Here is a 25,927-nt window from a genome sequence, read left to right on the forward strand (position 1 = left end):
GTTATTCGGCTAACCCGTCCGTCTGTTGCTGTTCGCTGTTGACTAAGGAAAAAGCTTGCAGTGCGGTTTCGGTGGGGGTGGCAATTAATTCACCGTCTGGACTAAAATAACGCAGTTGTTGATTATGAATTCCTAAATATAATCCTAATACCTGACTCCAGAATAACCCCGATTCATTGCTTGAAATGGGATCATAATTTTCACTATTTAAACGAAATCCAGCTAACTCTAAGGTTTCGGGGGAAAACCAAAAATATTCGGGAGTTCTAAACCGATTTTGATAGAGGTTTTTCTTGTCTTCCCGATCAATTTTGGCGGTGGCATCGGAGGTTAATTCAATAATTATATCGGGATATTGACCTTCTTCTTGCCAAACCACCCAAGACGGACGGGGAGTTTTAACGGTATTTTTAACCACAAAGAAATCCGGGCCCGTCAGTTCTCGATTTATCAGTTGTTTTTGACTATAATATAGGGTTAAATTAGCTCCGATAAAATAATCCTCTCGCTCTCTCCAGAGCCAATCTAAACTAGAAACTAATAGGGCTAATTGTAAATAATATAAATCACTTTCCATTCCCGGCTCGTCACTTTCTAACTGACTTGTATCCGGCATTAAATCTGCGATCTCTTGGGGGGTGAGTGCCATTATATTCGCCTCCGTTGTTAACAATTTTGATTCGGTATTGGGTTGGATCAATTCGGTTTTTAGACAGGGAACACCAAAAGACCAGATAGACCCGTTACTGATATCTGATGACCCGATGTTAAAACCACCACCACCAGCCTTTGCGTTTTCCATTGGGTCTAATTGTCCGCCCATTCAGTTTAGCCATCGCTAATTGTTCATCGGTGACGATGGCATCGGTAAGATTTGCACCACAGAGATTTACCCCGCGTAAATTAGCTCGATTTAAACAGGCATTTCTAAGATTTGCACCTCGAAGATCAGCTTTTTCTAAATTAGCATTACTCATGTAGGCTTTGACTAATTTAGCATTTCTAAGATTGGCATTTGTTAATCTAGCTCGACCAAAATTGGCTTCGGTTAAATCCGCACCTTGAAAATTTGTATTACTTAAACGGGATTCATAAAAATTAGTGCCAGACCCCTCGAAATTTTCTAAATTCAAACCCGTTAATTCACAGTCTGCAAAATCTCGTCTGCCTTTTGTATAGGCTGTTTTTAATGTATTTTCATTCCATTTTGGGACTGAATTTACAGGGGCAGAATTAGAATTTAAAGAGCGATTATTACGGGAATCCGAAATCATACTCACCGGCGCACCTTGAGTGGAACTAAAACCACTCATCAGAGAAGTTTGATCATAAATATTCTTATCTCCTCCGAGTTTTCCTGATTTTTTCTGGTCTGACCGTTGCTTTCTTTCTCGAATTTGTCCTCCTATTCGTTCTGAAGGCAACATTAACCCGGTATTTTCATTAAAAACCGTCGCTTCATCCGTAGAAGTTGGTAATTTTGAATTAGAAGTTGAGTTAGATTTCTGCTGCATCACCATGCCGTCGGAAAGACCGTTATAGGTAAACTCAGAATCTAAGGCTCGCAGAACATCTTGGGCTGATTGATAGCGATACTGCACCGAAAATTCTAACATTCGTTGCAATATACTCCCAAAGGAATCACTCACATCTAAATGGGGTTGCCATAAAATTTCCCCTGTGACTTGGTTACTTTCAAAGGAATTAGGAGATTTCCCCGTCATCAAATAAACACAGGTCATGCCAACGGCATAAATATCACTAGCATAAACTGGACGTAAAGCCATTTGTTCCGGGGGCGCGAACCCCGATGTGCCGATGGCAAAATTAGTAAAAGCTGTCTGTCCAGTTCCCATCATCGTGGCTTGGTTTACTTGATCTTTAACCGCTCCAAAGTCAATTAAAACCAAATTTTGATCAATTCGACGTCGTAAAATATTAGCAGGTTTAATATCTCGATGAATGACTTCTTGACTGTGAATATAATCTAATATGGGCAGAATTTCCCGCAGAAATTTTTTTGTCTGGGCTTCGTCAAAAACTCCCTGTCCTTTAACCTCTTGTTTTAAGGTATAACCATCCACATATTCTTGTACAAGATAAAACTGTTTTCCCCCAATAAAATAATCAATTAGGCGAGGAATCTGGGGATGATCACCAATTTTACCCAGGGTTTTGGCTTCGCGCTGAAATAACTCCCTCGCCATTTCTAAAATGCGGGCTGATGTGGCTGTGGGTCGCAGTTGTTTAACTACACAATTAGGATTTCCGGGTAAGGACATATCAGCCGCCAGAAACGTCGCTCCAAATCCTCCTTTTCCCAAGGGTTGAACCACTTGATAGCGGTTTCTCAGTAGCAATTTTGAGCCACAAGCCTTACACTTAATGGCATCATCTAAATTTTCAGGTTGAGGGCAGGCTGGATTGACACAGTAGCTCATGATGTTTGAGATTGCTTTGTACCAGTGAACGGAAAACTTGCAAAACCCACACGACAGACCATACAATATTTGATTTGTGTTTCTACTTATTCTTCAAAAACCATGCCACCCTTGAAGTATTGGCATTTGTTTGATGTGAAACGTTTTATAGGCACTCCTAATCATTAATCTTGCTTTTGTCGCAATATTTGAGTGTATTGACACCTTCATTATAACACAAAATCCCTAGAAGTTCAGGGGTTGAGCTTCAATCCCTTAATCATCAATCAACAACAAACACTCAATACCCGACTTGGTGCAACAATAGATTAGGAACATTGAAAACGAACAACGATGCGTATTTCTCTAAATTGGTTGCGAGAACTGGTAGATATTGAAATCACCCCCCAGGAGTTGGCGGAAACCCTAACGGTGGCGGGGTTTGAGGTAGAAGATATTGAGGATTTACGTTCCTTGGCCGATGGGGTTGTCCTGGGAAAAATTGTCCAAGCCGAACAACACCCCAACGCGGATAAATTAAGGGTTTGTCAAGTGGATATTGGGGCGCCAGACCCTCTAAATATTGTCTGTGGGGCACCGAACGCGGCATCGGGAATGGTGGTGGCGGTAGCTGTTTTGGGAACCCATTTGCCTAAAATTAATTTAACCCTGAAAAAAACTAAATTGCGGGGTGTCCCTTCGGAGGGGATGATTTGTTCTTTAGCTGAATTGGGATTAGAAAAAGAGTCCTCTGGAATCCACAGTTTTAACTTAGAAAATCCGGCGTTAGGCAGTGATATTAGACCGTTATTAGGGTTAGATGATGTCATTTTAGATGTCACGGCAACGGCTAACCGCGCCGATGGTTTAAGTATGGTGGGAATTGCCCGGGAAATTGCTGCTTTAACGGGGGCAAATTTAAGAATTCCTCAACCGTCAGAGTTATTAATTGAACAACCGAATCAATCTGAATCTTTAGGAATTCAAATTGCTGATAAAACCGCTTGTCCGATCTATATTGGCACAATTATTAAAGGGGTAAAAATTGCTCCTTCCCCCGATTGGTTACAACGGCGTTTACAATCGGCGGGAGTGCGTCCCATTAATAATGTGGTAGATGTCACGAATTATATTTTATTGGAATGGGGACAACCCCTTCATGCTTTTGATTTAGATCGTCTAAAACAGGTGAATTCCTCTCAAGATTTAACCGTGGGTGTCCGGTTTGCCAAAGCTGATGAATCGATAAAAACCTTAGATGGTCAAACTCGGAAATTACAAGAACAAAATCTGTTAATTACGGCTAATGATTATCCAGTAGCTTTAGCTGGAGTTATGGGAGGGGAAGAAACAGAAGTTTTTGCCCAAACTCAAAATATATTGTTAGAAGCTGCCCTATTTTCTCCGATTACAATTCGTCGTTCTGCCCGGGCGCAAGGTTTACGCAGTGAGTCTTCTACCCGTTATGAACGCGGAGTTAATCAGGCGGAATTAGAATTGGCTTGTCGGCGGGCAATTTTATTGTTAAAAGAGTTGGCTTCCGGGGTTCCTGTTCGTCAAGAAAGCGATCGCACTTCCCTAGAAATTCAAACTCCTGAAATTACATTAAGATTAGATCGAATTAATGCCATTCTAGGACAACTGAAACGAGCCGAATCTCCCTATTTATTACCCGAAGAAGTAGAGAAAACCCTGACGGCTTTAGGATGTCAATTAGTTAGGAAGTCTCACAATAATTCTATTGTTTGGCAAGTCACGGTTCCCCCCTATCGTTATCGAGATTTAGAACGGGAAATTGACTTAATCGAAGAAGTTGCCCGTCTCTACGGATATGATCAATTCCGTGATACTTTACCCCGTCAAGGAGTATGCGGTTATCTCCCATTAGAACAGGTGGCAACGCGACAAATTCGGGCGGCATTTCGGGGGGAAGGATTAACAGAATTAATGCACTATTCCTTAGTTAAAACAGAGGGGGATAATCAAGTTGTTTTAGATAATCCTTTGTTTGTGGAATATTCGGCTTTACGCACCGAAATGTTAACCGGATTAATTGATGCCTTTGTTTATAATTTAGAAAATGGAAATGGGCCGTTAAATGGCTTTGAAATCGGCAGAATTTTCTGGAAAGAAGGAGATCAATATAAAGAACAAGATGCCGTGGCTGGAATTATGGGAGGCGATCGCAGTTTTGGCCGTTGGGTTCGCAGTGGTCAAGAACAAACCCTAACTTGGTTTGAAGCTAAAGGGATTTTAGAAGCGGTATTTCAACGCTTGAATTTAACAGTTGAATATAAACCGGAATCTACCCTAGAATTGTTACACCCTGGACGCACAGCTTCCTTATGGTTACAGGGAAAACGCTTAGGAATTTTCGGACAATTGCATCCGCAACTGTGTCAAAAACAGGATTTACCGAATCAAGTTTATGCCTTTGAATTCCAGTTATCGGTATTATTAGAAGGGATGAATCGCCCCTCTAATTTAGTCCGTAAGTTCAAACCCTTTTCCGCTTTCCCTGCGAGCGATCGCGATATTGCCTTTTTCGTCCCCGTCGAGATCCCTGTGGCCGACATTCAACGCTGTATTACCAAAGCCGCCGGGAATTTATTAGAATCGGTGGAAGTCTTCGACGAATATCGGGGGAAAAATGTACCCGAAGGTCAACGGAGTTTGGCTTTTCGTTTGGTTTATCGGGTGAGCGATCGCACCTTAACTGATACGGATATTGATCCCTTCCAACAAAAAGTCCGAGAGGCTTTAGTTCAACAATTTAACGTGAGTCTCAGAAGTTAGATATTAGTCCACAATCAACAATCAATCAGCAACAATTATGCCAAAATATGTCATGTTCGGAAGCTATTGTGAAAATGTTCTGGAAAAACGAGAACCCTATCGGGCCGAACATTTAGAAGGATTAAAACAACAAAAGGAGGCGGGTGTTTTATTAACCATTGGCCCGACTCAGGATGTTACTAAAATATTTGGGATTTATGAAGCGGAGGATGAAGCCACGGTACGTCAGTTAATTGAGTCCGATCCCTATTGGAAAAATGGGATTTGGACAGAATATGACGTTAAAGCTTGGATTCAAGTTTATTAAGTAATAAAATCAAACCGCCCCATGAATGATTAATGTTCACGGGGCGGAAGGATTCTAAAGTTGTTGATAAAGACTCTTACTGAGCTTTTTTGCGGCGAGACATTGCTAAAGCAGCACCGACTAAACCTAATCCTAATACAGTCGCGGGTTCAGGCACAGCTACATTCACACCCACCACTTTAAAGTCAGGGCCAACATATTTGGACTGGCTGACTAAGCGCAGACCTTTAAACAAGGAAGCATCTTCCACACCCAAGTCAAACAAATTGACGCCTAAAGACCCAACTTTTTGAGCGGTAGGAACTTCTGTCGTATTCAGGCTATAACCCGCTTGTTGCCATTTGGACGAATCCAATAAAAGGGATTTCCCGGTTGAACCATCTGCTAGTAGAGCTTGAACTTGTAGTTTACTATTTTTACCCCGTTCAAAGAATAGGAAACTATCTACAGGTTTAGTAAAGAACAAGTCTAGGGTAAATTTGCCTTTGTCTTCCGTATCGACAATATTGCTGAGGTTCAGATTACCCAGAGAAGCTGCTAAATTACTTCCGGTTGGATCTTCCGCTTTGACTCCAGAAGCATTATCTCCTCTGTCGCTACTAGCTCCACCGGTGTCCCCACCTGTCCACAGATCATTCTGGATGATATTTACATCTTTAACCAAGGAGAAATCACTATAGGTTTTGTTTCCGACTTCGACTGAATTTAAAAAGATGTCGCTTTTCCACTTGTCGGTATCTGTTGTGGAAAAGTTGGTTTTGAAGCTAAAGGCTTGAGCAGATGTTGCGCAAATCGCGGTTAAAGCTAAGGTTGAGATTAAGGTTGTAAAAAGTTTGGTTTTCATTAGAACTCCTGTGTGTTAATATCTTACTGGTCGCTTTGACCCCGAACTCGTGACTCTGTTTTCTGAAGTGTCTCCTTAGAGGGGGACATTTGTTGCAACCAGAGTTATTACATACAAGTTATTAATAACAGAATAACAAATTCTATCGGCGTGTCAAAGACATTTATAAAAATTCCTAGAAGTTTTACAGAACTTTTATATAGATCAGCTTTTATTTAAAGCATTGACTAAATTCCTGTGTAGATAGGGCCAGGCTTCTATTTATATTATAGAAAATTGGGGTGGGTTTAGGGGACTATTATTATCTATAAAATCAAACCGCCCCATCCTGATTTTTTCCTGGGGCGGCCTTTAATTTACGGAGATGTGATATCAACTGATTCAAGGGATATGCCTTTATGCTGTATTAAGCTTTTTTGCGACGAGACATGGCCAAAGCTGCACCAACTAAACCTAATCCTAAGACAGTCGCGGGTTCAGGAACCGCGGCTTGGGTTCCCATAATTTTCCAGTCGGGGCCAAAATAACCTGCACCTTTACTAGAAACCCGCAGTCCAGCAATGGACTTACCACCAATTCCTAAGTCAGCTAAACTGACACCCACAGACCCAACTTTTTGAGCTCCACCAATTTCTGTGGTATCCAAGCTGTATCCAGCCTGTGTCCATCCAAAGGCTCCTTTACCTAAAGTTAGCAAGTTACCAATGGTTCCCCCATCTGCATCTAGGGCGATAATATCCATCAAGCTGGTGTCAGAATTCATCCGTTCCCAAGCCAGGATATTATTCACCGGTTGGTCAAAGAAGAGATCCATGCTGAATTTGCCATATTCCTCAGTATCAATAATACTGCTGAGGTAACGGTTTCCTTGGGCTTGGACTGCACCCGCACTACTTAAGTTTTCTTCAACCAGACCCACGGTTCCCAGGTCAGCTTTATCCGCACTGGCTGCCCCAGTATCTCCACCTTTCCAGACATCGTTTTGGAGAATATTGACTTTATTCACTAGAGCCAAATCCGTATGAACTTGGCCACCAAACTCGACGGAATTCAGGTAAATGTCACCTTTGGCCTTGTTGGCATCGGCTGTATAGTTAGTTTTGAAGGTAAAGGCTTGGGCTGATGTGGCGCAAATCCCTGTCAAAGCTAGGGTTGAGATTAAGGTTGTAAAAAGTTTGGTTTTCATTTGGACTCCTGTGTGTGAATATCCTGCTGGTTACTGTGACCCTGAACTTATAACTCTGTTTTCTTGAGTGTCTCCTTAGAGTGGGACGTCTCAGTAACCAGAGCGATTACATACAAGCTGTTAATAACTACAATAGCAAACTTTATGGGTTTGTCACCCCGATTTATAAAAAATCCTGAAAGTTTTACAGAACCTTTATAGAGTTGTATCTTTATTTAAAGAATTGACTAAATTCCCCATATATAGGGAAGAACGACCCTAGATATACCATAGGAATTATAGAAAATCTGGGTTTAGTTAAAAAATAATATTGTTATTTTTATCGAGTTTGAATCTCCGTAAGATCACGGATTTTTGAAAAACACGCCACAATATATCACCCAGAAACCGTAAGTCTGATCTACAATCAGGATGATTGGCTAAAAGCATGATTATATAAAGGTTGTGCAGAATAAATCCTGCTCAAATTTGCACATCATCTTGGGCTAAATTGGATGTTGCTCACGACAATTGACTATTTTTTATGTTTTAGGTCACTTTTCCTGAGATCCAAGTCCTGGGGGTATCTCCTTGAAAATACGGAGGTTTATTTTTCCCCATTCCCCATTCTCTCCCATGAATAAAACCATTATTTTCGACTTTGACGGGACTTTGGCCGATACCTTAAACGCGGTGGTAAGAATTTCTAATCGCTTATCTGATGAGTTTGGCTATGCTCCGACTAGCCCGGAAACCCTGAGTCAAATTCAAAATTTAAGTTCTTGGCAGATTATTCAGGAATCAGGGATTTCTGTATTCAAACTCCCTTTTTTAATCCGGCGAGTCATTTATGAATTAAATCATGATTTACAACAGATTAATTTATTCCCCACAATTCCTGAGACTTTGCGACAATTACACCAGCAAAATTACAGTCTTTATATTGTTACTTCTAACTCTAAAATGAATGTAATTACAATTTTATCCCGTTATGATTTAGTGAATTGTTTTAAAGGGATCTATTCAGGAATTAGTCTATTTGGAAAGCATAAAATTATTAACCAATTATTGGTTAAAGAAAAAATAAAACCCCAGCAAGCGATTTATGTCGGGGATGAAACCAGAGATATCAATGCAGCCCAACAATCTCATGTTCTAAGTATTGCGGTAAGTTGGGGATATAATTCAGCCCAGATTTTAGCACAACAGAAACCAGATATTTTAATTGTTCATCCTTCTGAACTGATGACTGCTATTGAGAATATTTGGGTACGGAATATAGACTATAATACTTTGTGAATTCTTTAATTAATTTTCTTCCCGATTAAGCGCGACTAAAACGGCTTGTTGACTGACATTTTTGTAGACTGTTTTTAAAAATTTTATCACATTCTCAGTATCAGATAGGGCAGAACGATTTGTAGATTTAATCCCTACTGATGCTAAGGGAATTTCCCCTAAAACATCGAGTACCGTTTCACTACTGGGCGGCGGTGTAATCACAACTAAAGCAGAATCTAGCTGTTGAGTGTAATTCCAAAATTGATCGAGTTTCAGAGCATGAGGATTGGATTTTACCGTAATTTCTTCTGAGGTATAAACATTGGTTTTATCATCACTTTGACCTCGCAGTTGTCGTAACGCAGTAATAATTTGTTCGGCACTTTTTCCCCGGAGTTGAAATAAAACAAAAGGATCTTCACTAAAGCGATCGCCTAACAGATAATAGACCGCAGCAATATGTTTACAGGGATTAGCTTGATCTGGACAACTACATTCAGAATGAACATTATCCAAGGAAAAAGGAAATAATCTTAACCCATTAGCAGCAAAAACATCCTCAATATCTTGGGGCATTTCTCCCGCTAATAATTTAGCACTAAAAATAGCCCGTTGCGATAGGGTTGCGATAATATAATTCCATTCTTCATCACTAAATATATCTAGCCATAGGGAAATGGTGTAAGGTTCGATTTGAGTCCCCTGAACCTGAGCCAAAACTTTTTGATCTTTAAATTCAATTTTTAAAACATTCCCTTCTCTAGCATAGTTTCTGGCCCGTTCCAAGCGTTTTTTGAACCGATATTTATCTAATAAATCTAACCATTGTTGTGACCACCATTCCTGACTCATTTTATCCTCCTTTTATTTGTTGTGCTTTAGCGTAGATAATTGATGGAATTAAGTTAATAATTAAGATGCGCTGAAGCGCAACAACGGTGTTAGGGGGGCGTTTCTTCGTCAATAATTGAGTTTCTATCTAATATTAATAGAGTTCTGAGTTGATCGGTATCTAAATTGGTTAACCAATCTTCTCCCGCACTAACCACTTGTTCCGCTAAGGCTTTTTTACTTTCAATTAAATCATGAATTTTTTCTTCTAAAGTTCCCGTACAGACAAATTTATGCACCTGTACATTGCGGGTTTGACCAATTCTAAATACTCGATCCGTGGCTTGATTTTCGACGGCGGGGTTCCACCATCGGTCGAAGTGAAAAACGTGATTAGCCCGGGTTAAATTTAAACCCACACCTCCGGCTTTTAGGGATAATATCATAATCGGGGGAGCCTGGGGATCATTTTGAAACCGATCAATCATTTCTTCTCGTTTATTTTTAGAGGTACTCCCATATAAAAATAATATTTCTCGGTTGAAATACTGTTCTAAATAGGGTTGTAATACTTTCCCCCATTCGGCAAATTGAGTAAAAATTAAAGCCCGATCTCCTTCTGCTAAAACCTCATCTAACATTTCTGTTAAACGTTGTAATTTACCAGAATATTGAGTTTTAATTAATTCGGATTTTTTACTATTTTTAACTTTAGCTTCGATTAAAACTGGATGATTACAAACCTGTTTAAGTTTCACTAATAAAGCTAAAATCATTCCCCGCCGTTGAATTCCGTCCGCATCATCAATTTTTTCTAAGGAGTCATCAACAATTTTTTGATAGAGGGTTGCTTGTTCGGTTGTCAATAGACAAAATACTATATTTTCCTGTTTTTCGGGTAAATCTTGAATAATATCTTTATCGGTTTTGAGACGACGTAAAATAAAAGGTTGTACCAGCGATCGCAAAATCTTTAAAGAGTCCGTATCCCCATATTTTTCAATCGGAATTGCAAACCGTCGCTGAAAAAATAGCCGTTGTCCTAAATAACCAGGATTCAAAAAATCCATAATTGACCACAATTCTGATAACCGATTTTCCACTGGCGTTCCGGTTAAGGCGATTTTAAAAGAAGCGTTAATATTTCTCAGGGTTTTGGATTGTTTGGCATCGGGGTTTTTAATATTTTGAGCTTCATCTAATACCAAACCTTGCCAAGTTACTCCTTGCAATTCTTTCTCATCTCGAAAGGTTAAAGGATAACTGGTAATCACTAAATTTTGATCTTGAATAGCCTTAGCAAAATTTTTACCTTTGGCGCGTTTATCTCCGTGATGAACGATAAATTTTAGGGTGGGACTAAACTTTTTAACTTCCCGTTCCCAATTCCCTAAAACTGAAGTTGGACACACTAACAAAACCGGATTTTCTAAATTATTGTTTTCTTTTAAATGCAATAAAAAAGCAATAAATTCTATGGTTTTTCCCAAGCCCATATCATCAGCTAAACACGCTCCCAAACCCCATTGTTCCAAGAAAGATAACCAACCTGCACCTCTAGCTTGATAGGGCCGTAACTCTCCTTGAAAATTATTAGGATTTGCAATGGGTTCTAAGTTACGATTATTAGTTAAAGTATTTAATAATTCCTGTAATTTTCCTCCCGCTTCAAAGTTAACAACGGGTAATTTTTCAATCATTTGCGTATCCCCCATGGATAACCGTAAGGCATCTTCTAAGGAAAGGGTCATTTCATCTTTTCGTTGACTAAAAAATAGTTTTGCCGATCTAATATCCGATTCTCGTAACTCAACCCATTCCCCATTAATTTCAACTAAGGGGCTTTCCTTAGCAACTAAACGATCAAATTCTGCTTTGGTCATGGTTTGACCCCCAATTGATAACTGCCATTTAAAGTTTAATAAACTTTTTAATCCTAAACGTTCATTAGTTTTTAATTGGGGAGTTTCTGCTTTTATACTTAATCCTAATCGACTCGCCCACCCCTCTCGATTGGCTAAACTGGGAGGTAAAATTACCCCTAAACCACTATCTGTAAAACGCCAAGCATAGCTTTTAAGAAATTCATAGGCTTGTAAGGGATTTAAACTACAGCCTTGGGGACGAGTTTGTTGTAAACTGGTTTCGAGTACCGGATAGAGTTTTGAAGCCAGTCCTAAGCCTTTTAAGAGGGTTTCCTGGGGATGTTTTATGGTTCTTCCTCGATAGGAAAATGACTCTACGGGATGATTCCAAATAATATTAGTATTAACAATAAATTCGGGTTCATCAATCGCTTGTAAACAATATTCTAATTGCCAATTGGGATGATATTCTGTGGGGGGATGTAAACGAAAGGCGGTGGAAAATAAATTAAATTCAGATAGGGAAGATTGTAGGGGAGAAGTCCAATTTTTGACAATAGTTTCTAGGGATTCTATATCGGCTGATTCCGCCTTAATTATATTTTCTTGGCCACTTAAACTTTGTAACCAAGTTTGCCAGAGGGGAAATGATACAACCACTTTTTGATCAACTGATTGAGCTATATTTCTAACTTGTTGATCAATTGTCACGGCTAAAAAGTCAATAATAATATCCTGGGCAGATTGGGGAAAATCCACCGATAAGTAATGATTTTCTATTAATCCTTGATTCAGGCGGCAAACCGTTGGCATTTGTTGAGCAAAACGCAATAATCGAGTTTGATCAACGGCACTATCAAGCAGGGGTTGCCATTGGGATTTAATGGTTTGATTAGATCCCTGAATAAATCCGGGTAAAAATTTAGATCGGGCTAATAAATCTAAACTCCAACGGGTAATATGCGACCAAAACCGCAAATCTGCCCCTAAGTTAGACTCCGGTGTGATCACGGTATTCAGGGGTAAAGATTGTAAAAATTGAAATGCCTGTTGAGGACTAAGACAAATTCCTGTAATTTCCCAAGGATAAAGATAGGAGTTAGAAATATTAGTTAGAGTAGAATAAATTGGAGTCAGTTCTCCAGATTCAGAAATATCTGTAGGTAACGCTATAATCTGTGAGGATAGCTTAGGAAAATCCTCCGATAACCCTATATTTTTTAATAAGGGTTGAGTTAATAGTTCTGTATCGTTTAAAGCAAAAGGATAGGAAAGAATTGTTTCTGAACTTAGCGCGGGTGTGATCCGTCGCCAGGTTTCTCCCCAGAGAAAAAAAGACTGATCCGGCGTGACGCACCAACTTCCATGTAAAATTGCCATAGGAATAAAATTATGATGGGAAAAAGTCTGGGGTTTTCTAATATTAACAAGGAAAATATAAATATAAATATAAAAGACAAGAAACACAAGTCAAAGCATTAGAAACTAATCATTAAACCTGAATAATTTCTGCTATTGTTCCCTGGTCTTCTTGTCTTTTGTCTTGTTTTGGGTTATTCCACCACACCGCCAGCCGCTTGTAACCACGCTCTGGCTCTTTTAATCGCTTTGGTCGCTTTGATTTTGGCTTTTTTAGAATCACCGGTTTCAGCCGCTTCTAAATCAGCTTTAGCTTGGGCGTAGGTGGTACGGGCTGCTTCTAAATTAATGCTGTCACCCCGCTCTGCACCATTGACCAAGATGATGACTTCATTGGCTTCCACTTCCGCAAATCCACCCATTACAGCAATGGGAGTCCATTTATTTTTCAGCCGAACCCGCATTACTCCTGTATCTAAGGCGGTTAACAGGGGAGCGTGACCCGTCAGAATACCCAGTTGGCCCGTGATACTTGGTAGAATCACTTCTTCAGCTTGTTCATCCCAGACCGTACGATCTGGGGCGATTACACGCACAGTTAATGTCATTTGTCAAGAGTTAATAAAATATTATCGAGATCAAAAAATAATGGTTGTTGGGCCGTTGTTGGGCTTTAGCCCTCCCAATCCTAGCCCAACAACAGTCTGGGAACCTTAGCCTTTGAGTTTTTCGGCTTTAGCAATCACTTGGTCAATGTCGCCCACCATGTAGAAAGCTTGTTCTGGCAGGTCATCGAGTTCCCCAGCCATAATCATATTGAAGCCTTTGATGGTTTTTTCCAGGGTGACATACTGACCGGGAGAACCGGTAAACACTTCCGCCACAAAGAAAGGCTGAGATAGGAACTTCTCAATCTTCCGAGCGCGGGCCACGGTCATCCGATCTTCTTCAGACAGTTCATCTAAGCCTAAAATGGCGATGATGTCTTGGAGTTCTTTATACCGTTGCAGGGTGGATTGTACGGCCCGGGCGGTGTTATAGTGTTCGCTGCCCACAATCGCGGGTTGTAACATCGTCGAGGTGGAATCCAGGGGATCAACCGCAGGATAGATACCTTTAGAAGCTAAACCCCGGGATAATACGGTAGTAGCGTCTAAGTGAGCAAAGGTGGTGGCTGGTGCGGGGTCAGTTAAGTCATCCGCAGGCACATACACCGCTTGAATTGAAGTAATAGAGCCTTCTTTAGTAGAAGTGATCCGCTCTTGCAGTTCACCCATTTCTGTCCCTAGGGTGGGCTGATATCCCACCGCAGAGGGCATCCGACCGAGTAGAGCCGATACTTCAGAACCCGCTTGCACGAACCGGAAAATATTATCAATAAACAGCAGTACGTCTTGTTTGCTGATATCGCGGAAATATTCAGCCATGGTGAGAGCCGACAGACCCACCCGCATTCTAGCTCCGGGGGGTTCGTTCATCTGGCCATAAACCAGAGCCACTTTCGATTGGGTCAAGTCTTTGGTGTTGATAACCCCAGACTCGATCATTTCATTGTAAAGATCGTTCCCTTCCCGGGTACGTTCGCCCACACCGCCGAACACGGAAACTCCCCCGTGCGCCTTAGCGATGTTGTTAATCAGTTCCATAATAATAACGGTTTTGCCGACTCCGGCTCCACCGAACAGACCAATTTTACCGCCCCGACGATAGGGGGCTAACAGGTCTACCACTTTAATCCCCGTTTCAAACACGGAGGGTTTTGTTTCTAACTGAGTAAATGCTGGGGCGGGACGGTGAATGGAAGATGTTTCTTCGGTTTGCACCGGGCCTAAATTATCAACGGTTTCACCGATGACGTTAAAAATCCGTCCTAGGGTGGCTGGGCCAACGGGAACACGAATCGGAGCGCCCGTATCAACAACTTCCATCCCCCGAACTAAACCATCGGTGGTACTCATGGATACGGAACGGATTTGACCATCGCCTAGAAGTTGTTGGACTTCGCAAACAATAGAAATATCTTGACCAACTTCGTTTTTGCCACTGATTTTGACTGCATTGTAGATTTCCGGCAGGTGACCACTGGGAAATTTGATATCTACAACCGGGCCAATGATTTGAGTGACGTGGCCTACATTTGTTTTTTCTGCGGTGCTGACCATGGGTTTGCTTATGGGTTAATACAAGTTGATTCCGATTTGTCTCGGAAAGCTTTAGAAGAATTTAATATTGCCATCTTTCAGGGTATCACTCAAGCGTGATCACTGATCATGACTACCCTTTGATTCTATTGAAAATCCGATCCCAATAATTCTACAACCCGATTTAGTTGCACCGAATGGGAGGCTTTGAATAAAATGCGATCCCCGGGCTCGATTAAGGCTTTTAATTGTTTGGCCATTTGAGCATGAGCATCGGAGGTTTGTGCATCAACTATTGATATTAAGGGAACACCGCCAGCCCCTTTTGCTAAGGCATTGGCTTCTTCAAAGTCTGCCAAAATCAATAATCCGTCCAAATTCAGTTCTCGTACCGTCCGCCCCACTTGTTCATGGAATTCGAGCGATCGCTCTCCCAACTCTTTCATCGTCCCTAATACGGCAATATGGCGTTTTCCAGGGGTTTGAGCCAGTAACCGCAAAGCCGCCAACATCGATTCGAGCCCGGCGTTATAGGTTTCATCTAAAACAACAATATCTTCTAGCCATTCATAGCGTTTCGCCCGACCATCGGGTAACTGTACGGCTATGGGTTGCTGAAGGAATGTATAGGAGGTTTGTGTCCCGAAAATTCCCCTAAATACGGCCAAGGCAGCTAGGAAATTAGAGGCGTTATGCTCCCCGGGTAAGGGTAGGGGTAAATCGACTCCCTCGACTCTTAGAGTTTGAGCGTCAATCAGTTCTCCTTGCAGATCTCCTCCTGCTAACCCATAGGTGATGGTATTTCCCGACCAAACTTTAGCCGCGGTCTTGATCAAACGTTCTTGATCCTGATTTAACACCGCCAAACTGGTTTTCGGCATTTCTGCTAATAGTTCACATTTAGCCTGGGCGATCGCATCTTCTGACCCCAAGAGTCCAATATGAGCCGTCCCCACATTAGTAATTACCCCAATTGTGGGTCGAGCAATTTGGGTTAATTCGGCAATTTGTCCGGCTCCGCGCATCGCCATTTCTATTACAGCAAAATCATGATCGCCCGTGAGTTGTAATAGGGTTTTAGGAACCCCAATTTCATTGTTATAGTTAGCTTGGGTTTTTAAAACTTTGCCTTGAGTTCCGAGTACGGCGGCAATTAATTCTTTAGTTGTGGTTTTCCCCACCGAACCTGTGACCCCGATAATCGGAATCTGAAATTGATCCCGCCACCATCGGGCAATCTGTTGATAGGCTTTTAAAGGGTTAGGAACGGGTAAAAGGGGTAAATCCGGGTGAGTTTGGCCAAAATCCGTGTTCACAATTGCAGCAATAGCCCCCTGGTTAATTGCCTGTTCCACGAAGTCATGCCCATCAAAGTGTTCCCCCTGTAAAGCTAAAAAAACCTCTCCGGGTTGAATACTGCGGGTATCAGTTGTGATCCCGATCACGGTTGCCAGATCGTTGAAATCACAGTAAAATGGCGAGTTAATCGCTAGAATTTTAGCAACCTGACCGAGAGTGAGGAGATTAGACATTCTCTAGCTCTTAAAAATTGATTGTTGTTGATTACCCAGTTATGATATTCTAAAATATCTCGGGTTTTGTAGCGATTTTTATTGAGATTGATTGCAATTTCAGCCCTAGTTGTTGAAAATGGCATAACAAGCACAGAAAATATATTATTAGTTGCAACTATTCCCCCTAATAGTTCTTTTATAAAATCTGTTCAACTGAATGGCGGTGTTAGTGTTCGATCTCAGGTCAGGATAACCGAGACATTGCAGCAGATATCTGCCCAGAATGTCAAGGGTTCAACTTCTTTTAAAAAACTTTTTTTGCGTAGTTTTTAATCTAAGTTATATCATCTGTAATCCTACCAAATATTCCTGTCTCTACACTGCTATTTTATTGTTGATTTTAAAATTTAATCAGGGTCAAAATCATAGATTTATTGTAATCAGAAAACTTAACCAGACAATCACACTCAAATTGAGTAGATGGGTAATCCAAAATGAACAACAATCTAGCCAATCCTTTTAATCGCGCCACCCTCAAAGAAGAACAAATTCTCTATGATCATTTGCTCCAACGGGTAGAAATAGATGAGCCGTATCAACTAATAGAACGGCTGAATTTATTATTAATTGAGGGAGCGGGATATCCAGATTTAGAGGTTTCTAAAGCCTTAAATAAATTAGTGGTATCAAAATTAGAGGTTCAGGACTTTAATCATATCCTGAATCGCTGTTGTTATATTTTAGTGAATCGCTGGCATACTTCTCCCCAACGGAAAACAGCAATTAATAAATTAATTCAACTTTTTGATGAATCTATTCCTAAAATTCGCAAAGTTTATTCCTATGCTCGAAATATTCGTCAATTGGGAGATTTAGTTTATGAATTTACCAAAAGCGAGCAGTATCTCGCCTTAAAACGATTTGCAGAAGTGATTAACCAGCCGGCTGAATTAGATTATAAAGCCCAATCTTCCGAACCATTAAGAATTTTAATTCCTCGCTATCCCTACCTTTATAAACATTGTTTACTCAGTGATGATAGTTCCTATGAACATCAACAGATGATTCAACTAATTCAAGTTCAAAAACAACGGAAATATGAACTGGATTTATCCCAGTATGCAGCCCATCAAATGCGACTCGCTACCATTGCCCGACGCACATCCCTAGAAGAAGCTAGAAAAATTGTTTCTCCGGTTCCCAATCCCACCTTTTTAAATAATCGAGAACTATTTGCCGCCTTGAAACAATTTGTGGGTAAAATAGAGGGGTCACAAACCTATAAAGATTTAGCTCAAAGTTTTCTATCCCAAACTAAACCCAATCAATCTTTCCGAGATTTTAAAGAAAGTTTGTATGAATATATCAGCCCAACATCAATTGATTCATCCTATATTCGTAATCAATTTAATGATAAATTATACAAGCAATTACAGAATATAATTCCCCATAGTGATGAGGAAAATTTTAGTGAATTTCTCCTTCTGAGAACTTGTAACCAGATATTAAACTTTCTAGTGGTTGAAAGTCCCCAAAAACCCAATCATTTTGTGTTTATTGACTTAATTGCTAATGTGGGGCCAACTATGACTGTAGGTTTATTACTCAAAATAGTTTTAATTTGTCGCAAAATCAAACCCTACCTAGAAAAACGATTTGCCATTTTATTTAATCATTACGAGTCCTGTTCTCAAGATGGAGTTCTCTGGTTAGTAAAAGTCTTAGAAAACTTAAATATTGCTTTGAGTACCAACTTTGGCGGGGTTGATTTGTCTTTCATCAGATAAACTTGAAAAAATTACAATCAACCCTAGGAATGGGGGAAAGTTTCATCAGCAGAGGTAAAATCTTCTGATAGCAAAAAGTTTTTATTGACCTAATAACCGACTTTTTGAGCACAATAAGAACAGATACTTTCCTAAAAAACCGATGACTCCAGCCCAAACCGAACCCAAAATATACAGCTTTGATGAATTTATCAACTGGTATCCCGAAAACTCACAAGTTCGTTATGAACTGCATGAAGGAGTAATTTTTGAAATGCCCAAACCCCGGGGAAAACATTCAAATCTAACAGGTTCCCTGATCGAACAATTATTAATTATAATTAGGCAAATGGGCAAAGGTGGCATTTTGACTATTCCTAGAGAATCGATTATCAAACCCAAACATGGACAATCTGGTTATGAACCCGATATTATTGTTTTAAATCAAGAAGTTTTAGGGTCTGAACCCCGATGGGAAAGCGAATCAATTATCGAAAATTCTGATTCAGTGAAATTAATTGTCGAAGTGGTTTCAACGAATTGGCGTGATGATTATTATAATAAATTTCGAGATTATGAAGAAATGGGAATTGAAGAATATTGGATTCTGGATTACGCAGCATTGGGCCCGAGAAAGTTTATTGGTAGCCCCAAACAACCTACATTATTTGTTTGTAATTTAGAGGATGGGGAATATCAAATGAATCCATTTACAGAGAATACGACCCTTATTTCCCCGACCTTTCCCCAGTTTAACTTATCCGCACACCAGATTTTCAATTTGTAGAAGGGTTAAAACAAAATTGGGATGTATTCTCAACCCATAAAACCAATTTAGGCTTTGTTTAGAATTGATTTTTATTCACTCCCATTACCCATTCGTAATTCGTAATTCGTAATTAAACGAGGTTTTTATGACTTTAGATGACGAACTTAATACAACCCTACTAAGTTTCACCGACCTACAAGCGGAATTAAATTTGCGGCACGCCCAAGACGCCCTACGGGAGATTGTAGACCATCTTGACTTAACTCCCACAGAAAGGGAAGGTTTAGAACCCGATATTGGGGGGTTGCAAAGAATGATGGAGAAATTAGACCGCACCTGTGTACAAATTGCGGCATTTGGAATGGTTGGAAGGGGAAAATCTTCGGTTTTAAATGCTTTATTAGGTCAAGAAGTATTTATCACTGGCCCAATTCATGGCATCACCCAAACCACTCAAATTCAGCAGTGGGAAATGACGGGAAATTCTGTCTCTAATATTCCTACGGTTTCCTATAAAATTTCTCAAATTGAACTGATTGATACCCCAGGAATTGATGAAGTAGATGGGGAAACCCGGGAACAAATTGCCCGTCAGGTGGCGCAACAGGTGGATTTATTATTATTTGTTATTTCTGGAGATATTACCCAAGTTGAATATGATGCCCTTTCCTACTTGCGAGAAGCAGGAAAACCGATGTTATTAGTCTTTAATAAAATTGATCAATATCCCGAAGCGGATCGACAGGCAATTTATGAAAAAATTAGGGATGAAAGAGTCAAAGAATTATTATCTCCTGATGAAATTGTGATGGCGGCGGCTTCTCCTTTGGTCGCTAAAGCTATTCGGCGTCCTGATGGAACTTTAACTGCTGAAATTACTAGGGGAGAGCCTCAAATTCAGGAATTAAAGTTAAAAATTTTAGAAATTTTGGATCGGGAAGGGAAATCCTTAGTTGCTTTAAATACCATGTTATATGCCGGAGATATTAACGAGAAATTAGTCCACAGAAAAATGGAAATTCGCGAAGAAAGTGCTAACCGAGTGATTTGGAATGGGGTAATGACTAAATCAATTGCGATCGCCTTAAACCCAATGATGATGATTGATTTATTAAGCGGAGCAATGATCGATGTAGCTTTAATCTTAACCCTATCTAAACTCTATGGAATTTCCATGACTCAACAGGGGGCGGTGGAATTATTACAAAAAATTGCTTTAAGTATGGGAGGAATTACTGCTAGTGAATTAGTGGCAAATTTTGGTTTAAGTTCGTTAAAAAGTATATTAGGATTAACCGCCCCAGCCACGGGAGGATTATCATTAATTCCCTATCTATCTGTGGCTATTCCCCAAGCTGCGATCGCCGGGGTTTCTGGTTATGCTATTGGACAGGTAACAAAAGCCTATTTAGCTAATGGTGCATCCTGGGGAGACGAGGGGCCGAAAGCCGTAGTTCAACATATTTTAGAAACCTTAGATGAGGCTTCAATTCTCAACCGAATTAAACAGGAATTATGGAAAAAAATTAATATGCAGAAAAGAGTTAGAGAAATTTAATTCAGTGCCATAAGTGTCTGCGATCGCTTAAAATAACCTCTATCAGTTACCCATTACCCTGTTACTGAGCGAAGTCGAAGTATTACCCCTTCGTAATTCGTAATTCGTAATTCGTAATTACCTAAAACCAAAAACCCATTACCTTCTAAATATGTCTTTAGATACCCCGACTTCTGAACCGATCACAATTGAATCTGAATCTCCTGTAATTTCACCCGAAATTGATCCGAATTTACAAGTTAGGTTTAAAACTGAAACCGGACGGTTATTGTTATTTTTACCTCCCGAAAACAACCGTGAAGATACCGAGACTAATGCCAACCTAAATCATACCTGGACAGAACTCTGGCAACAGTTGAAACACCGACTAAACGGCGGTGAACACGCGGAACAAGATTATACTGAAGTTCATCTGATCGCGGAAAATCGTTTATTAGATGGGCGTCAACTCCAAGATATTGCGGAGGCGCTAACGGAAGTCCAACTCCAACTCAAACGGGTTAAAACCAGTCGTCGCCAAACCGCAGTAGCAGCCGCCATGGCAGGTTATAGCGTTGATCAGGATATAGAACGAGAAACCTTGGCTCAACCCGTGCCAGAGACAGCTACAGACCCCTTAGCAGAGCCCTTATATCTGAAAATGACCGTGCGTTCTGGGGTGGATATTCGTCATCCAGGGACGATTGTGATTGTCGGGGATGTGAACCCGGGGAGTTCGCTGATTGCCGATGGAGATATTATTATTTGGGGACGTTTGCGGGGAAACGCCCACGCCGGGGCAAAAGGCAACCGGAATAGTTTAATTATGGCTTTGCAAATGGAACCTAAGTTAATTCGGATTGCGGATCAAGTGGCGCGCGGCCCAGAAACCTCCCCCGAACAGTTTTACCCAGAAGTGGCCTATGTCAATAGCACCGGGATTCGGATTAGTCCGGCGAAGGAAGTGGCCAAGGCTAGAGTATTGACCCTTGAGGGTAATGGGTAATAGGTAATGGGTAATGGGTAAGGGGTAAGGGGTAAGAAAAGATTTTAGCCTATGGGTTTGAGCATGAGTTTATGTTTGAACTGCCAACCGCAGTCGCCATAACTCAATGGTAAAGACGCGCCAAGTGTCAATAAAATAGGTTATTCTGAACACCGGATCGATTATTGCTGAATACAAATTTTTAAAATATGAGTCGTGTTATTGTGATTACCTCTGGAAAAGGAGGGGTGGGAAAAACTACTTGTACCGCTAATGTGGGTATGAGTTTGGCAAAACGGGGCCACAGTGTTGTGGTAATTGATGCGGATTTTGGCTTGAGAAATTTAGACTTACTCCTGGGTTTAGAAAATCGGATTGTTTACACGGCAATGGAGGTTTTATCGGGGGAATGTCGCCTGGAACAAGCTTTAGTTAAAGATAAACGAGAATCCCGTTTAGTGCTCTTACCCGCGGCTCAAAACCGAATGAAAGAAGCCGTTACGCCCGATCAAATGAAGCAATTAGTGGCGATGTTGGAAGGCAAATATGACTATATTATTATTGATTGTCCGGCGGGAATTGAACAGGGGTTTCAAAATGCGATCGCCCCGGCTAAAGAAGCAATTATTGTCACCACTCCCGAGATTTCAGCCGTTAGAGATGCGGATCGGGTGATTGGTTTATTAGAGGCAAATTCGGTTAAAAAAATTCGGTTATTAATTAATCGAATTAAGCCCTTGATGGTGGAAGCTAACGATATGATGTCGGTACAGGATGTGGAAGAAATTTTAGCGATTCCTTTAATTGGGGTGGTTCCCGATGATGAAAATGTGATTGTTTCCACGAATAAAGGGGAACCTTTGGTGTTATCAGAAACCCCATCCCAAGCGGCTCAGGCGTTCACGAATGTGGTGCGTCGAATTGAAGGCGAAAAAGTGGCGTTCCTTGACCTTAACCCCCGTCCAGAAGGTTTTTTTGCCAAACTGCGTCGTTTACTTACCTCTAAAGTTGGCTAAAAATATATTTTTAAATTGTTGATCTGACTGCTTCTGTATTCATCCTGTAAACCCCAATGAAAATTAATGAACTCATAGAAAGACTTTTTCCTCGAAATAATCCAACCAGTCGAGAGGAGGCTAAACGTCGTCTGAAGTTGGTATTAGCCCACGACCGGGCTGATCTATCGGCGGAAATGGTCGAAGCCATGCGAAAAGAAATCATGGAAGTGGTATCTCGTTATGTAGAAATAGATACCGATGATTCGGAATTTAACTTAGAAAGTGATAACCGAGCTACCGCATTAGTGGCTAATTTATTGATTCGTCGGGTTAAACAAAGGGGATTAGTGATGGCTGAATCTTCTCCCCCAGAGGTGGAAACCGAATCTCCTAAAGACGAGAAAACTGAGGAAACCCCAACCCCAACTCCAACCCCAACCCCAACCCCAACCCCGAAACAACCCACTCCAGTTAAATCCGAGTTAAAATCTCCCCCCACCCAACCGGAGAAAAGCCCAGAGAACCCATAGAAATTCGTGAGAATCTTCTATAGTAGGGGTTTGGTCTTCAAACCCTCGTTTGAGTTTGGTTAATTTACGACTGTTCCTATTCCCTATTTCCCAAATATTTAATCATTTTAATATGGGCAATTCCGGCTTCTGGAAAAGGTTCGCCTATTACTTCAAATCCTAATTTTAAATAGAGATTTTTAATATAAACTTGAGCATTAACCATTACTATTTTAATCGAAGTTTGAGCGATCGCTTCTAAGGCACATTCCATTAATTGTTGACCAATTCCCATTCCCCTAGCGGTCGTCAGAACAGCTAACCGTTCAATTTTAGCTTTTTCTGGGTCTAAATAACGGATACGCAGGGTTCCAATCGGGTAATCATCTAAATAGGCTAATAAATGTTGGGCTAATTCATCTTCCCCATCAAATTCTAATTCAGGATCAACTCCTTGTTCAAGTTCAAAAACTTGATATCGAATCGCTTTAATTTCTATAAAATATTCTGAATATTTAACCGTTTGAATCCGAATCATTGGGGAAATAGGTAATAGGTAATGGGTAATGGGTAATGGGTAATGGGTAATGGGTAATGGGTAATGGGTAATAGGTAATGGGTAATGGGTAATGGGTAATGGGTAACTGGTAGAGACGTGCCATGGCGCGTCTCTACACTGATAAATGTTAACTGATATTAGAGCGATCGGTTAAAATTTCATAGCCTGTTTCGGTGACTAAAACCGTATGTTCAAATTGAGCAGAGAGGGAATTATCAATGGTTACGGCTGTCCATCGGTCGGATAAAATTTTAGTAAATCGAGAACCTGCATTTAGAATTGGTTCAATGGCTAAGGTCATTCCCGCTTTCAATTTAACATTAGGTAAAGAATGGGTACGAGCATTAAAAACCGAGGGTTCTTCGTGGAGATTTCGCCCTACTCCATGACCTGTGAATTCTTCTACAATTTTATAACCATGGGCTTCTGTATAGTCTTGAACCGCTCCCGCAATATCTAGTAAATAAGCTCCTGCTTTGACCTGTTCAATGCCTTTATATAATGCTTCTTCTGCCACTGTAATTAAATTTTTTGCCTCTGGAGAAACTTCACCCACTCCAATAGTAATACAAGAATCTCCATGAAATTCTTGATAATAAGCCCCGGTATCAACTTTTAAAACATCCCCGGTACGAATCACCTTTCGACGGTTAGGAATACCATGAACGACTTCATTATTAATAGAAGCACAAATAGAAGCCGGAAATCCATGATATCCCTTAAAACTTGGGGTTGCTCCCATTTCCCGAATCCGTTTTTCTGCATAGGCATCTAAATCCGCAGTGGTCATCCCGGGTTCAACCCGTTCTGAAATTTCTTTTAATACTGTAGCCACAATTTTTGCGGCTTGTCGCATAGTTTCTATTTCTTGAGGAGATTTAATATAGATTCCTCGACCACTTTTTTTAACTTGAGGGGGATTAGTTGGAGCAGGTTTAGATAGAAAATCAGCAATAATATTCATCGGGTTTAGAGTTGAGTGTGTTCAGAGGAAATACCTTAACCTAAATGATTTTAAAATATCAAATTTTAGCTCAAAAGTCAAGTTAAAATTAAAGATCAGGCAATGGATAATCGTCAATATAGCAATCCTAAATAGGGGTAACATTTCAATACTGATATCAAACAGTCAGAAGTATTACCCATTACCCATTACCCATTACCCATTACCCATTACCCATTACCCATTACCCATTACCCATTACCCATTACCTATTCCCTATTCCCTATTCCCTATTCCCTATTCCCTGTTCCCTATTCCCTATTCCCTTTTTCTCAAGAATTTTCAACACAACTCAAACAGCATTGTTATAGCTATTTTTGCCATATTTAGTTTTTTTATGTTCATACATTCGTTGATCGGCTTTAGCAATCAATTCTTCTAGGGAACAATTTTCATAAATATCGCAGAGTTGTATACCCATACTAATCGAAAGTTTATAGGCTCGATTAGAGTTTTGATTAAAAAAATCAATATTACTTTGTAATCGATCTTGAAAATGATTAGGATAGGTTTCTTCACCTAAAATAAATATAGTAAATTCATCTCCTCCAAATCGAGCTAAAATATCAGCATCTCGAAAAGTTTGTTTAAGAATGTTAGCCGCATCAACAAGTGTTCTGTCTCCTAATTCATGGCCGAGGGTATCATTAATTTTTTTCAAACCATCTAAATCAGCAAATATAAGAGAGCAGTTAGTTTGAGTCCGTTGTGCAGTTTTTAATTGTTGTTGAGCGAGTAAAAAAAAGCCCCGTCGGTTATAGAGTCCAGTTAATTCATCGGTTAAGGATAACTGTCTAACTTCGGCTTCAGCTTTCAACCGTTCCTGAATTTCCTGCTCTAACCATTGATTTTGTTGAATTAATTGTTGGTGTTGTTGTTGAATTAATAATTGATTTTTTACCCGGACTAAAACTTCCTGTTCTTGAAACGGTTTAGTAATATAATCTACCCCACCCAAATCAAAAGCCCGTAATTTATCTTCTATTCTTTCCAAGGCACTAATAAAAATAACCGGAATCTGGACTGTTGTTTCTGACTCTTTTAGCTTCTGACAAATTTCATAACCGTTCATATCGGGCATATTAATATCCAGTAGAATCAGATGGGGTGGATCACGTTGTACCCCTTGCAATGCCATTCTACCATTGAGAGATTTACGGACAATATAACCCTGGGACTCTAAGATTTTAGTTAACAATCGCAAATTGTCTGGCGTATCATCCACGATCAAAATATTCGTTTTAGCCGTAGGATTGAATGAAGTTTTCATCTGTCTTC

General features: G+C 40.3%; 22 protein-coding genes. 9 read left to right on the forward strand and 13 right to left on the reverse strand.

Going from position 1 to position 25,927, the window contains the following annotated elements; all coding sequences use genetic code 11:
• Position 1 precedes the first annotated feature (1 nt).
• Both PL9631_RS14825 and PL9631_RS14830 read right to left on the reverse strand, forming a co-directional pair.
• Positions 2-802, reverse strand: a complete 801-nt coding sequence (locus PL9631_RS14825) for a Uma2 family endonuclease (RefSeq protein WP_231516737.1) — start codon at positions 800-802, stop codon at positions 2-4.
• The gene (locus PL9631_RS14830) at positions 768-2,441 is read right to left on the reverse strand and encodes a serine/threonine-protein kinase (RefSeq protein ID WP_083621479.1); all 1,674 of its coding nucleotides are present in this window, start codon (positions 2,439-2,441) and stop codon (positions 768-770) included. The genes PL9631_RS14825 and PL9631_RS14830 overlap by 35 nt, the downstream gene beginning before the upstream one ends.
• Before the next feature lie 333 nt (positions 2,442-2,774).
• On the opposite strand from PL9631_RS14830, the gene pheT reads away from it, so the two are divergent.
• Both pheT and PL9631_RS14840 read left to right on the forward strand, forming a co-directional pair.
• The gene (pheT, locus tag PL9631_RS14835; protein WP_083621481.1) at positions 2,775-5,216 is read left to right on the forward strand and encodes a phenylalanine--tRNA ligase subunit beta; all 2,442 of its coding nucleotides are present in this window, start codon (positions 2,775-2,777) and stop codon (positions 5,214-5,216) included.
• Positions 5,217-5,253: 37 nt separating this feature from the next.
• Positions 5,254-5,523: a YciI family protein gene (locus PL9631_RS14840; protein WP_083621482.1), complete on the forward strand. Its 270-nt coding sequence runs from the start codon at positions 5,254-5,256 to the stop codon at positions 5,521-5,523.
• Between the two features lie 76 nt (positions 5,524-5,599).
• Here the strand turns inward: PL9631_RS14840 and PL9631_RS14845 are convergent, their stop codons facing one another.
• Together PL9631_RS14845 and PL9631_RS14850 are read right to left on the reverse strand one after the other, a co-directional pair.
• The gene (locus tag PL9631_RS14845; RefSeq protein ID WP_083621484.1) at positions 5,600-6,367 is read right to left on the reverse strand and encodes an exosortase-dependent surface protein XDP2; all 768 of its coding nucleotides are present in this window, start codon (positions 6,365-6,367) and stop codon (positions 5,600-5,602) included.
• A 406-nt stretch (positions 6,368-6,773) separates the two neighbouring features.
• A complete protein-coding gene (locus PL9631_RS14850; protein ID WP_083621486.1) occupies positions 6,774-7,553 on the reverse strand; it encodes an exosortase-dependent surface protein XDP2 in 780 nt (259 codons plus the stop codon).
• 615 nt (positions 7,554-8,168) lie between these two features.
• Between PL9631_RS14850 and PL9631_RS14855 the strand changes: the two genes are divergently transcribed.
• Positions 8,169-8,831 (forward strand): HAD hydrolase-like protein, encoded by a 663-nt coding sequence (locus tag PL9631_RS14855; protein ID WP_083621487.1) that lies wholly within the window; start codon positions 8,169-8,171, stop codon positions 8,829-8,831.
• Positions 8,832-8,840: 9 nt separating this feature from the next.
• Here the strand turns inward: PL9631_RS14855 and PL9631_RS14860 are convergent, their stop codons facing one another.
• The 5 genes from PL9631_RS14860 to PL9631_RS14880 form a co-directional block, all read right to left on the reverse strand.
• On the reverse strand, positions 8,841-9,665 hold the full coding sequence (locus tag PL9631_RS14860; protein ID WP_083621489.1) for an SWIM zinc finger family protein: 825 nt from the start codon (positions 9,663-9,665) through the stop codon (positions 8,841-8,843).
• An 89-nt stretch (positions 9,666-9,754) separates the two neighbouring features.
• Positions 9,755-12,889 (reverse strand): DEAD/DEAH box helicase, encoded by a 3,135-nt coding sequence (locus PL9631_RS14865; protein WP_083622105.1) that lies wholly within the window; start codon positions 12,887-12,889, stop codon positions 9,755-9,757.
• 173 nt (positions 12,890-13,062) lie between these two features.
• Positions 13,063-13,476, reverse strand: a complete 414-nt coding sequence (atpC, locus tag PL9631_RS14870) for an ATP synthase F1 subunit epsilon (protein WP_083621491.1) — start codon at positions 13,474-13,476, stop codon at positions 13,063-13,065.
• Between the two features lie 105 nt (positions 13,477-13,581).
• A complete protein-coding gene (gene atpD / locus PL9631_RS14875) occupies positions 13,582-15,030 on the reverse strand; it encodes a F0F1 ATP synthase subunit beta (RefSeq protein WP_083621493.1) in 1,449 nt (482 codons plus the stop codon).
• Positions 15,031-15,155: 125 nt separating this feature from the next.
• Complete coding sequence (locus tag PL9631_RS14880; protein ID WP_083621494.1) at positions 15,156-16,541, reverse strand: UDP-N-acetylmuramoyl-tripeptide--D-alanyl-D-alanine ligase; 1,386 nt, start codon at positions 16,539-16,541, stop codon at positions 15,156-15,158.
• Positions 16,542-17,017: 476 nt separating this feature from the next.
• Here PL9631_RS14880 and PL9631_RS14885 point away from each other — a divergent pair, with 476 nt between their 5' ends.
• The 6 genes from PL9631_RS14885 to minE all read left to right on the forward strand — a co-directional run bounded on the left by PL9631_RS14885 (position 17,018) and on the right by minE (position 23,108).
• Positions 17,018-18,310 carry a hypothetical protein gene (locus PL9631_RS14885; protein WP_083621496.1) on the forward strand — a complete coding sequence of 431 codons (1,293 nt, stop codon included), beginning with the start codon at positions 17,018-17,020 and terminating at the stop codon, positions 18,308-18,310.
• A gap of 142 nt (positions 18,311-18,452) precedes the next feature.
• Positions 18,453-19,076 carry a Uma2 family endonuclease gene (locus tag PL9631_RS14890; protein ID WP_083621498.1) on the forward strand — a complete coding sequence of 208 codons (624 nt, stop codon included), beginning with the start codon at positions 18,453-18,455 and terminating at the stop codon, positions 19,074-19,076.
• A gap of 127 nt (positions 19,077-19,203) precedes the next feature.
• Complete coding sequence (locus tag PL9631_RS14895; RefSeq protein WP_083621500.1) at positions 19,204-20,616, forward strand: GTP-binding protein; 1,413 nt, start codon at positions 19,204-19,206, stop codon at positions 20,614-20,616.
• Positions 20,617-20,767: 151 nt separating this feature from the next.
• Positions 20,768-21,601, forward strand: coding sequence for a septum site-determining protein MinC (minC, locus tag PL9631_RS14900; protein ID WP_083621502.1), 834 nt, complete (start codon positions 20,768-20,770; stop codon positions 21,599-21,601).
• A gap of 188 nt (positions 21,602-21,789) precedes the next feature.
• Entirely contained in the window at positions 21,790-22,596 is an 807-nt protein-coding gene (gene minD / locus PL9631_RS14905) for a septum site-determining protein MinD (protein WP_083621503.1), read from the forward strand.
• Between the two features lie 56 nt (positions 22,597-22,652).
• A complete protein-coding gene (gene minE, locus PL9631_RS26185; protein ID WP_083621505.1) occupies positions 22,653-23,108 on the forward strand; it encodes a cell division topological specificity factor MinE in 456 nt (151 codons plus the stop codon).
• A gap of 76 nt (positions 23,109-23,184) precedes the next feature.
• Here the strand turns inward: minE and PL9631_RS14915 are convergent, their stop codons facing one another.
• The 4 genes from PL9631_RS14915 to PL9631_RS14930 all read right to left on the reverse strand — a co-directional run bounded on the left by PL9631_RS14915 (position 23,185) and on the right by PL9631_RS14930 (position 25,919).
• A complete protein-coding gene (locus PL9631_RS14915; protein ID WP_083621507.1) occupies positions 23,185-23,625 on the reverse strand; it encodes a GNAT family N-acetyltransferase in 441 nt (146 codons plus the stop codon).
• Complete coding sequence (locus PL9631_RS14920) at positions 23,603-23,749, reverse strand: hypothetical protein (RefSeq protein ID WP_156090583.1); 147 nt, start codon at positions 23,747-23,749, stop codon at positions 23,603-23,605. Before PL9631_RS14920 ends, PL9631_RS14915 begins: the two co-directional genes overlap by 23 nt.
• Before the next feature lie 24 nt (positions 23,750-23,773).
• Positions 23,774-24,610 (reverse strand): type I methionyl aminopeptidase, encoded by an 837-nt coding sequence (gene map / locus PL9631_RS14925; RefSeq protein WP_083621508.1) that lies wholly within the window; start codon positions 24,608-24,610, stop codon positions 23,774-23,776.
• A 331-nt stretch (positions 24,611-24,941) separates the two neighbouring features.
• The gene (locus tag PL9631_RS14930) at positions 24,942-25,919 is read right to left on the reverse strand and encodes a GGDEF domain-containing response regulator (RefSeq protein ID WP_083621510.1); all 978 of its coding nucleotides are present in this window, start codon (positions 25,917-25,919) and stop codon (positions 24,942-24,944) included.
• Positions 25,920-25,927: the final 8 nt, after the last annotated feature.

It is taken from the genome of Planktothrix paucivesiculata PCC 9631 (genome assembly GCF_900009265.2).
GTDB classification, from domain to species: domain Bacteria; phylum Cyanobacteriota; class Cyanobacteriia; order Cyanobacteriales; family Microcoleaceae; genus Planktothrix; species Planktothrix paucivesiculata.

What these genes read in the sequence shown, in the direction of transcription:
- PL9631_RS14825 (WP_231516737.1), bottom strand. Translation starts at nt 802, where the DNA reads ATGGAAAACGCAAAGGCTGGTGGTGGTGGTTTTAACATCGGGTCATCA.
- PL9631_RS14830 (WP_083621479.1), bottom strand. Translation starts at nt 2,441, where the DNA reads ATGAGCTACTGTGTCAATCCAGCCTGCCCTCAACCTGAAAATTTAGAT.
- pheT (WP_083621481.1), top strand. Translation starts at nt 2,775, where the DNA reads ATGCGTATTTCTCTAAATTGGTTGCGAGAACTGGTAGATATTGAAATC.
- PL9631_RS14840 (WP_083621482.1), top strand. Translation starts at nt 5,254, where the DNA reads ATGCCAAAATATGTCATGTTCGGAAGCTATTGTGAAAATGTTCTGGAA.
- PL9631_RS14845 (WP_083621484.1), bottom strand. Translation starts at nt 6,367, where the DNA reads ATGAAAACCAAACTTTTTACAACCTTAATCTCAACCTTAGCTTTAACC.
- PL9631_RS14850 (WP_083621486.1), bottom strand. Translation starts at nt 7,553, where the DNA reads ATGAAAACCAAACTTTTTACAACCTTAATCTCAACCCTAGCTTTGACA.
- PL9631_RS14855 (WP_083621487.1), top strand. Translation starts at nt 8,169, where the DNA reads ATGAATAAAACCATTATTTTCGACTTTGACGGGACTTTGGCCGATACC.
- PL9631_RS14860 (WP_083621489.1), bottom strand. Translation starts at nt 9,665, where the DNA reads ATGAGTCAGGAATGGTGGTCACAACAATGGTTAGATTTATTAGATAAA.
- PL9631_RS14865 (WP_083622105.1), bottom strand. Translation starts at nt 12,889, where the DNA reads ATGGCAATTTTACATGGAAGTTGGTGCGTCACGCCGGATCAGTCTTTT.
- atpC (WP_083621491.1), bottom strand. Translation starts at nt 13,476, where the DNA reads ATGACATTAACTGTGCGTGTAATCGCCCCAGATCGTACGGTCTGGGAT.
- atpD (WP_083621493.1), bottom strand. Translation starts at nt 15,030, where the DNA reads ATGGTCAGCACCGCAGAAAAAACAAATGTAGGCCACGTCACTCAAATC.
- PL9631_RS14880 (WP_083621494.1), bottom strand. Translation starts at nt 16,541, where the DNA reads ATGTCTAATCTCCTCACTCTCGGTCAGGTTGCTAAAATTCTAGCGATT.
- PL9631_RS14885 (WP_083621496.1), top strand. Translation starts at nt 17,018, where the DNA reads ATGAACAACAATCTAGCCAATCCTTTTAATCGCGCCACCCTCAAAGAA.
- PL9631_RS14890 (WP_083621498.1), top strand. Translation starts at nt 18,453, where the DNA reads ATGACTCCAGCCCAAACCGAACCCAAAATATACAGCTTTGATGAATTT.
- PL9631_RS14895 (WP_083621500.1), top strand. Translation starts at nt 19,204, where the DNA reads ATGACTTTAGATGACGAACTTAATACAACCCTACTAAGTTTCACCGAC.
- minC (WP_083621502.1), top strand. Translation starts at nt 20,768, where the DNA reads ATGTCTTTAGATACCCCGACTTCTGAACCGATCACAATTGAATCTGAA.
- minD (WP_083621503.1), top strand. Translation starts at nt 21,790, where the DNA reads ATGAGTCGTGTTATTGTGATTACCTCTGGAAAAGGAGGGGTGGGAAAA.
- minE (WP_083621505.1), top strand. Translation starts at nt 22,653, where the DNA reads ATGAAAATTAATGAACTCATAGAAAGACTTTTTCCTCGAAATAATCCA.
- PL9631_RS14915 (WP_083621507.1), bottom strand. Translation starts at nt 23,625, where the DNA reads ATGATTCGGATTCAAACGGTTAAATATTCAGAATATTTTATAGAAATT.
- PL9631_RS14920 (WP_156090583.1), bottom strand. Translation starts at nt 23,749, where the DNA reads ATGGCACGTCTCTACCAGTTACCCATTACCCATTACCCATTACCCATT.
- map (WP_083621508.1), bottom strand. Translation starts at nt 24,610, where the DNA reads ATGAATATTATTGCTGATTTTCTATCTAAACCTGCTCCAACTAATCCC.
- PL9631_RS14930 (WP_083621510.1), bottom strand. Translation starts at nt 25,919, where the DNA reads ATGAAAACTTCATTCAATCCTACGGCTAAAACGAATATTTTGATCGTG.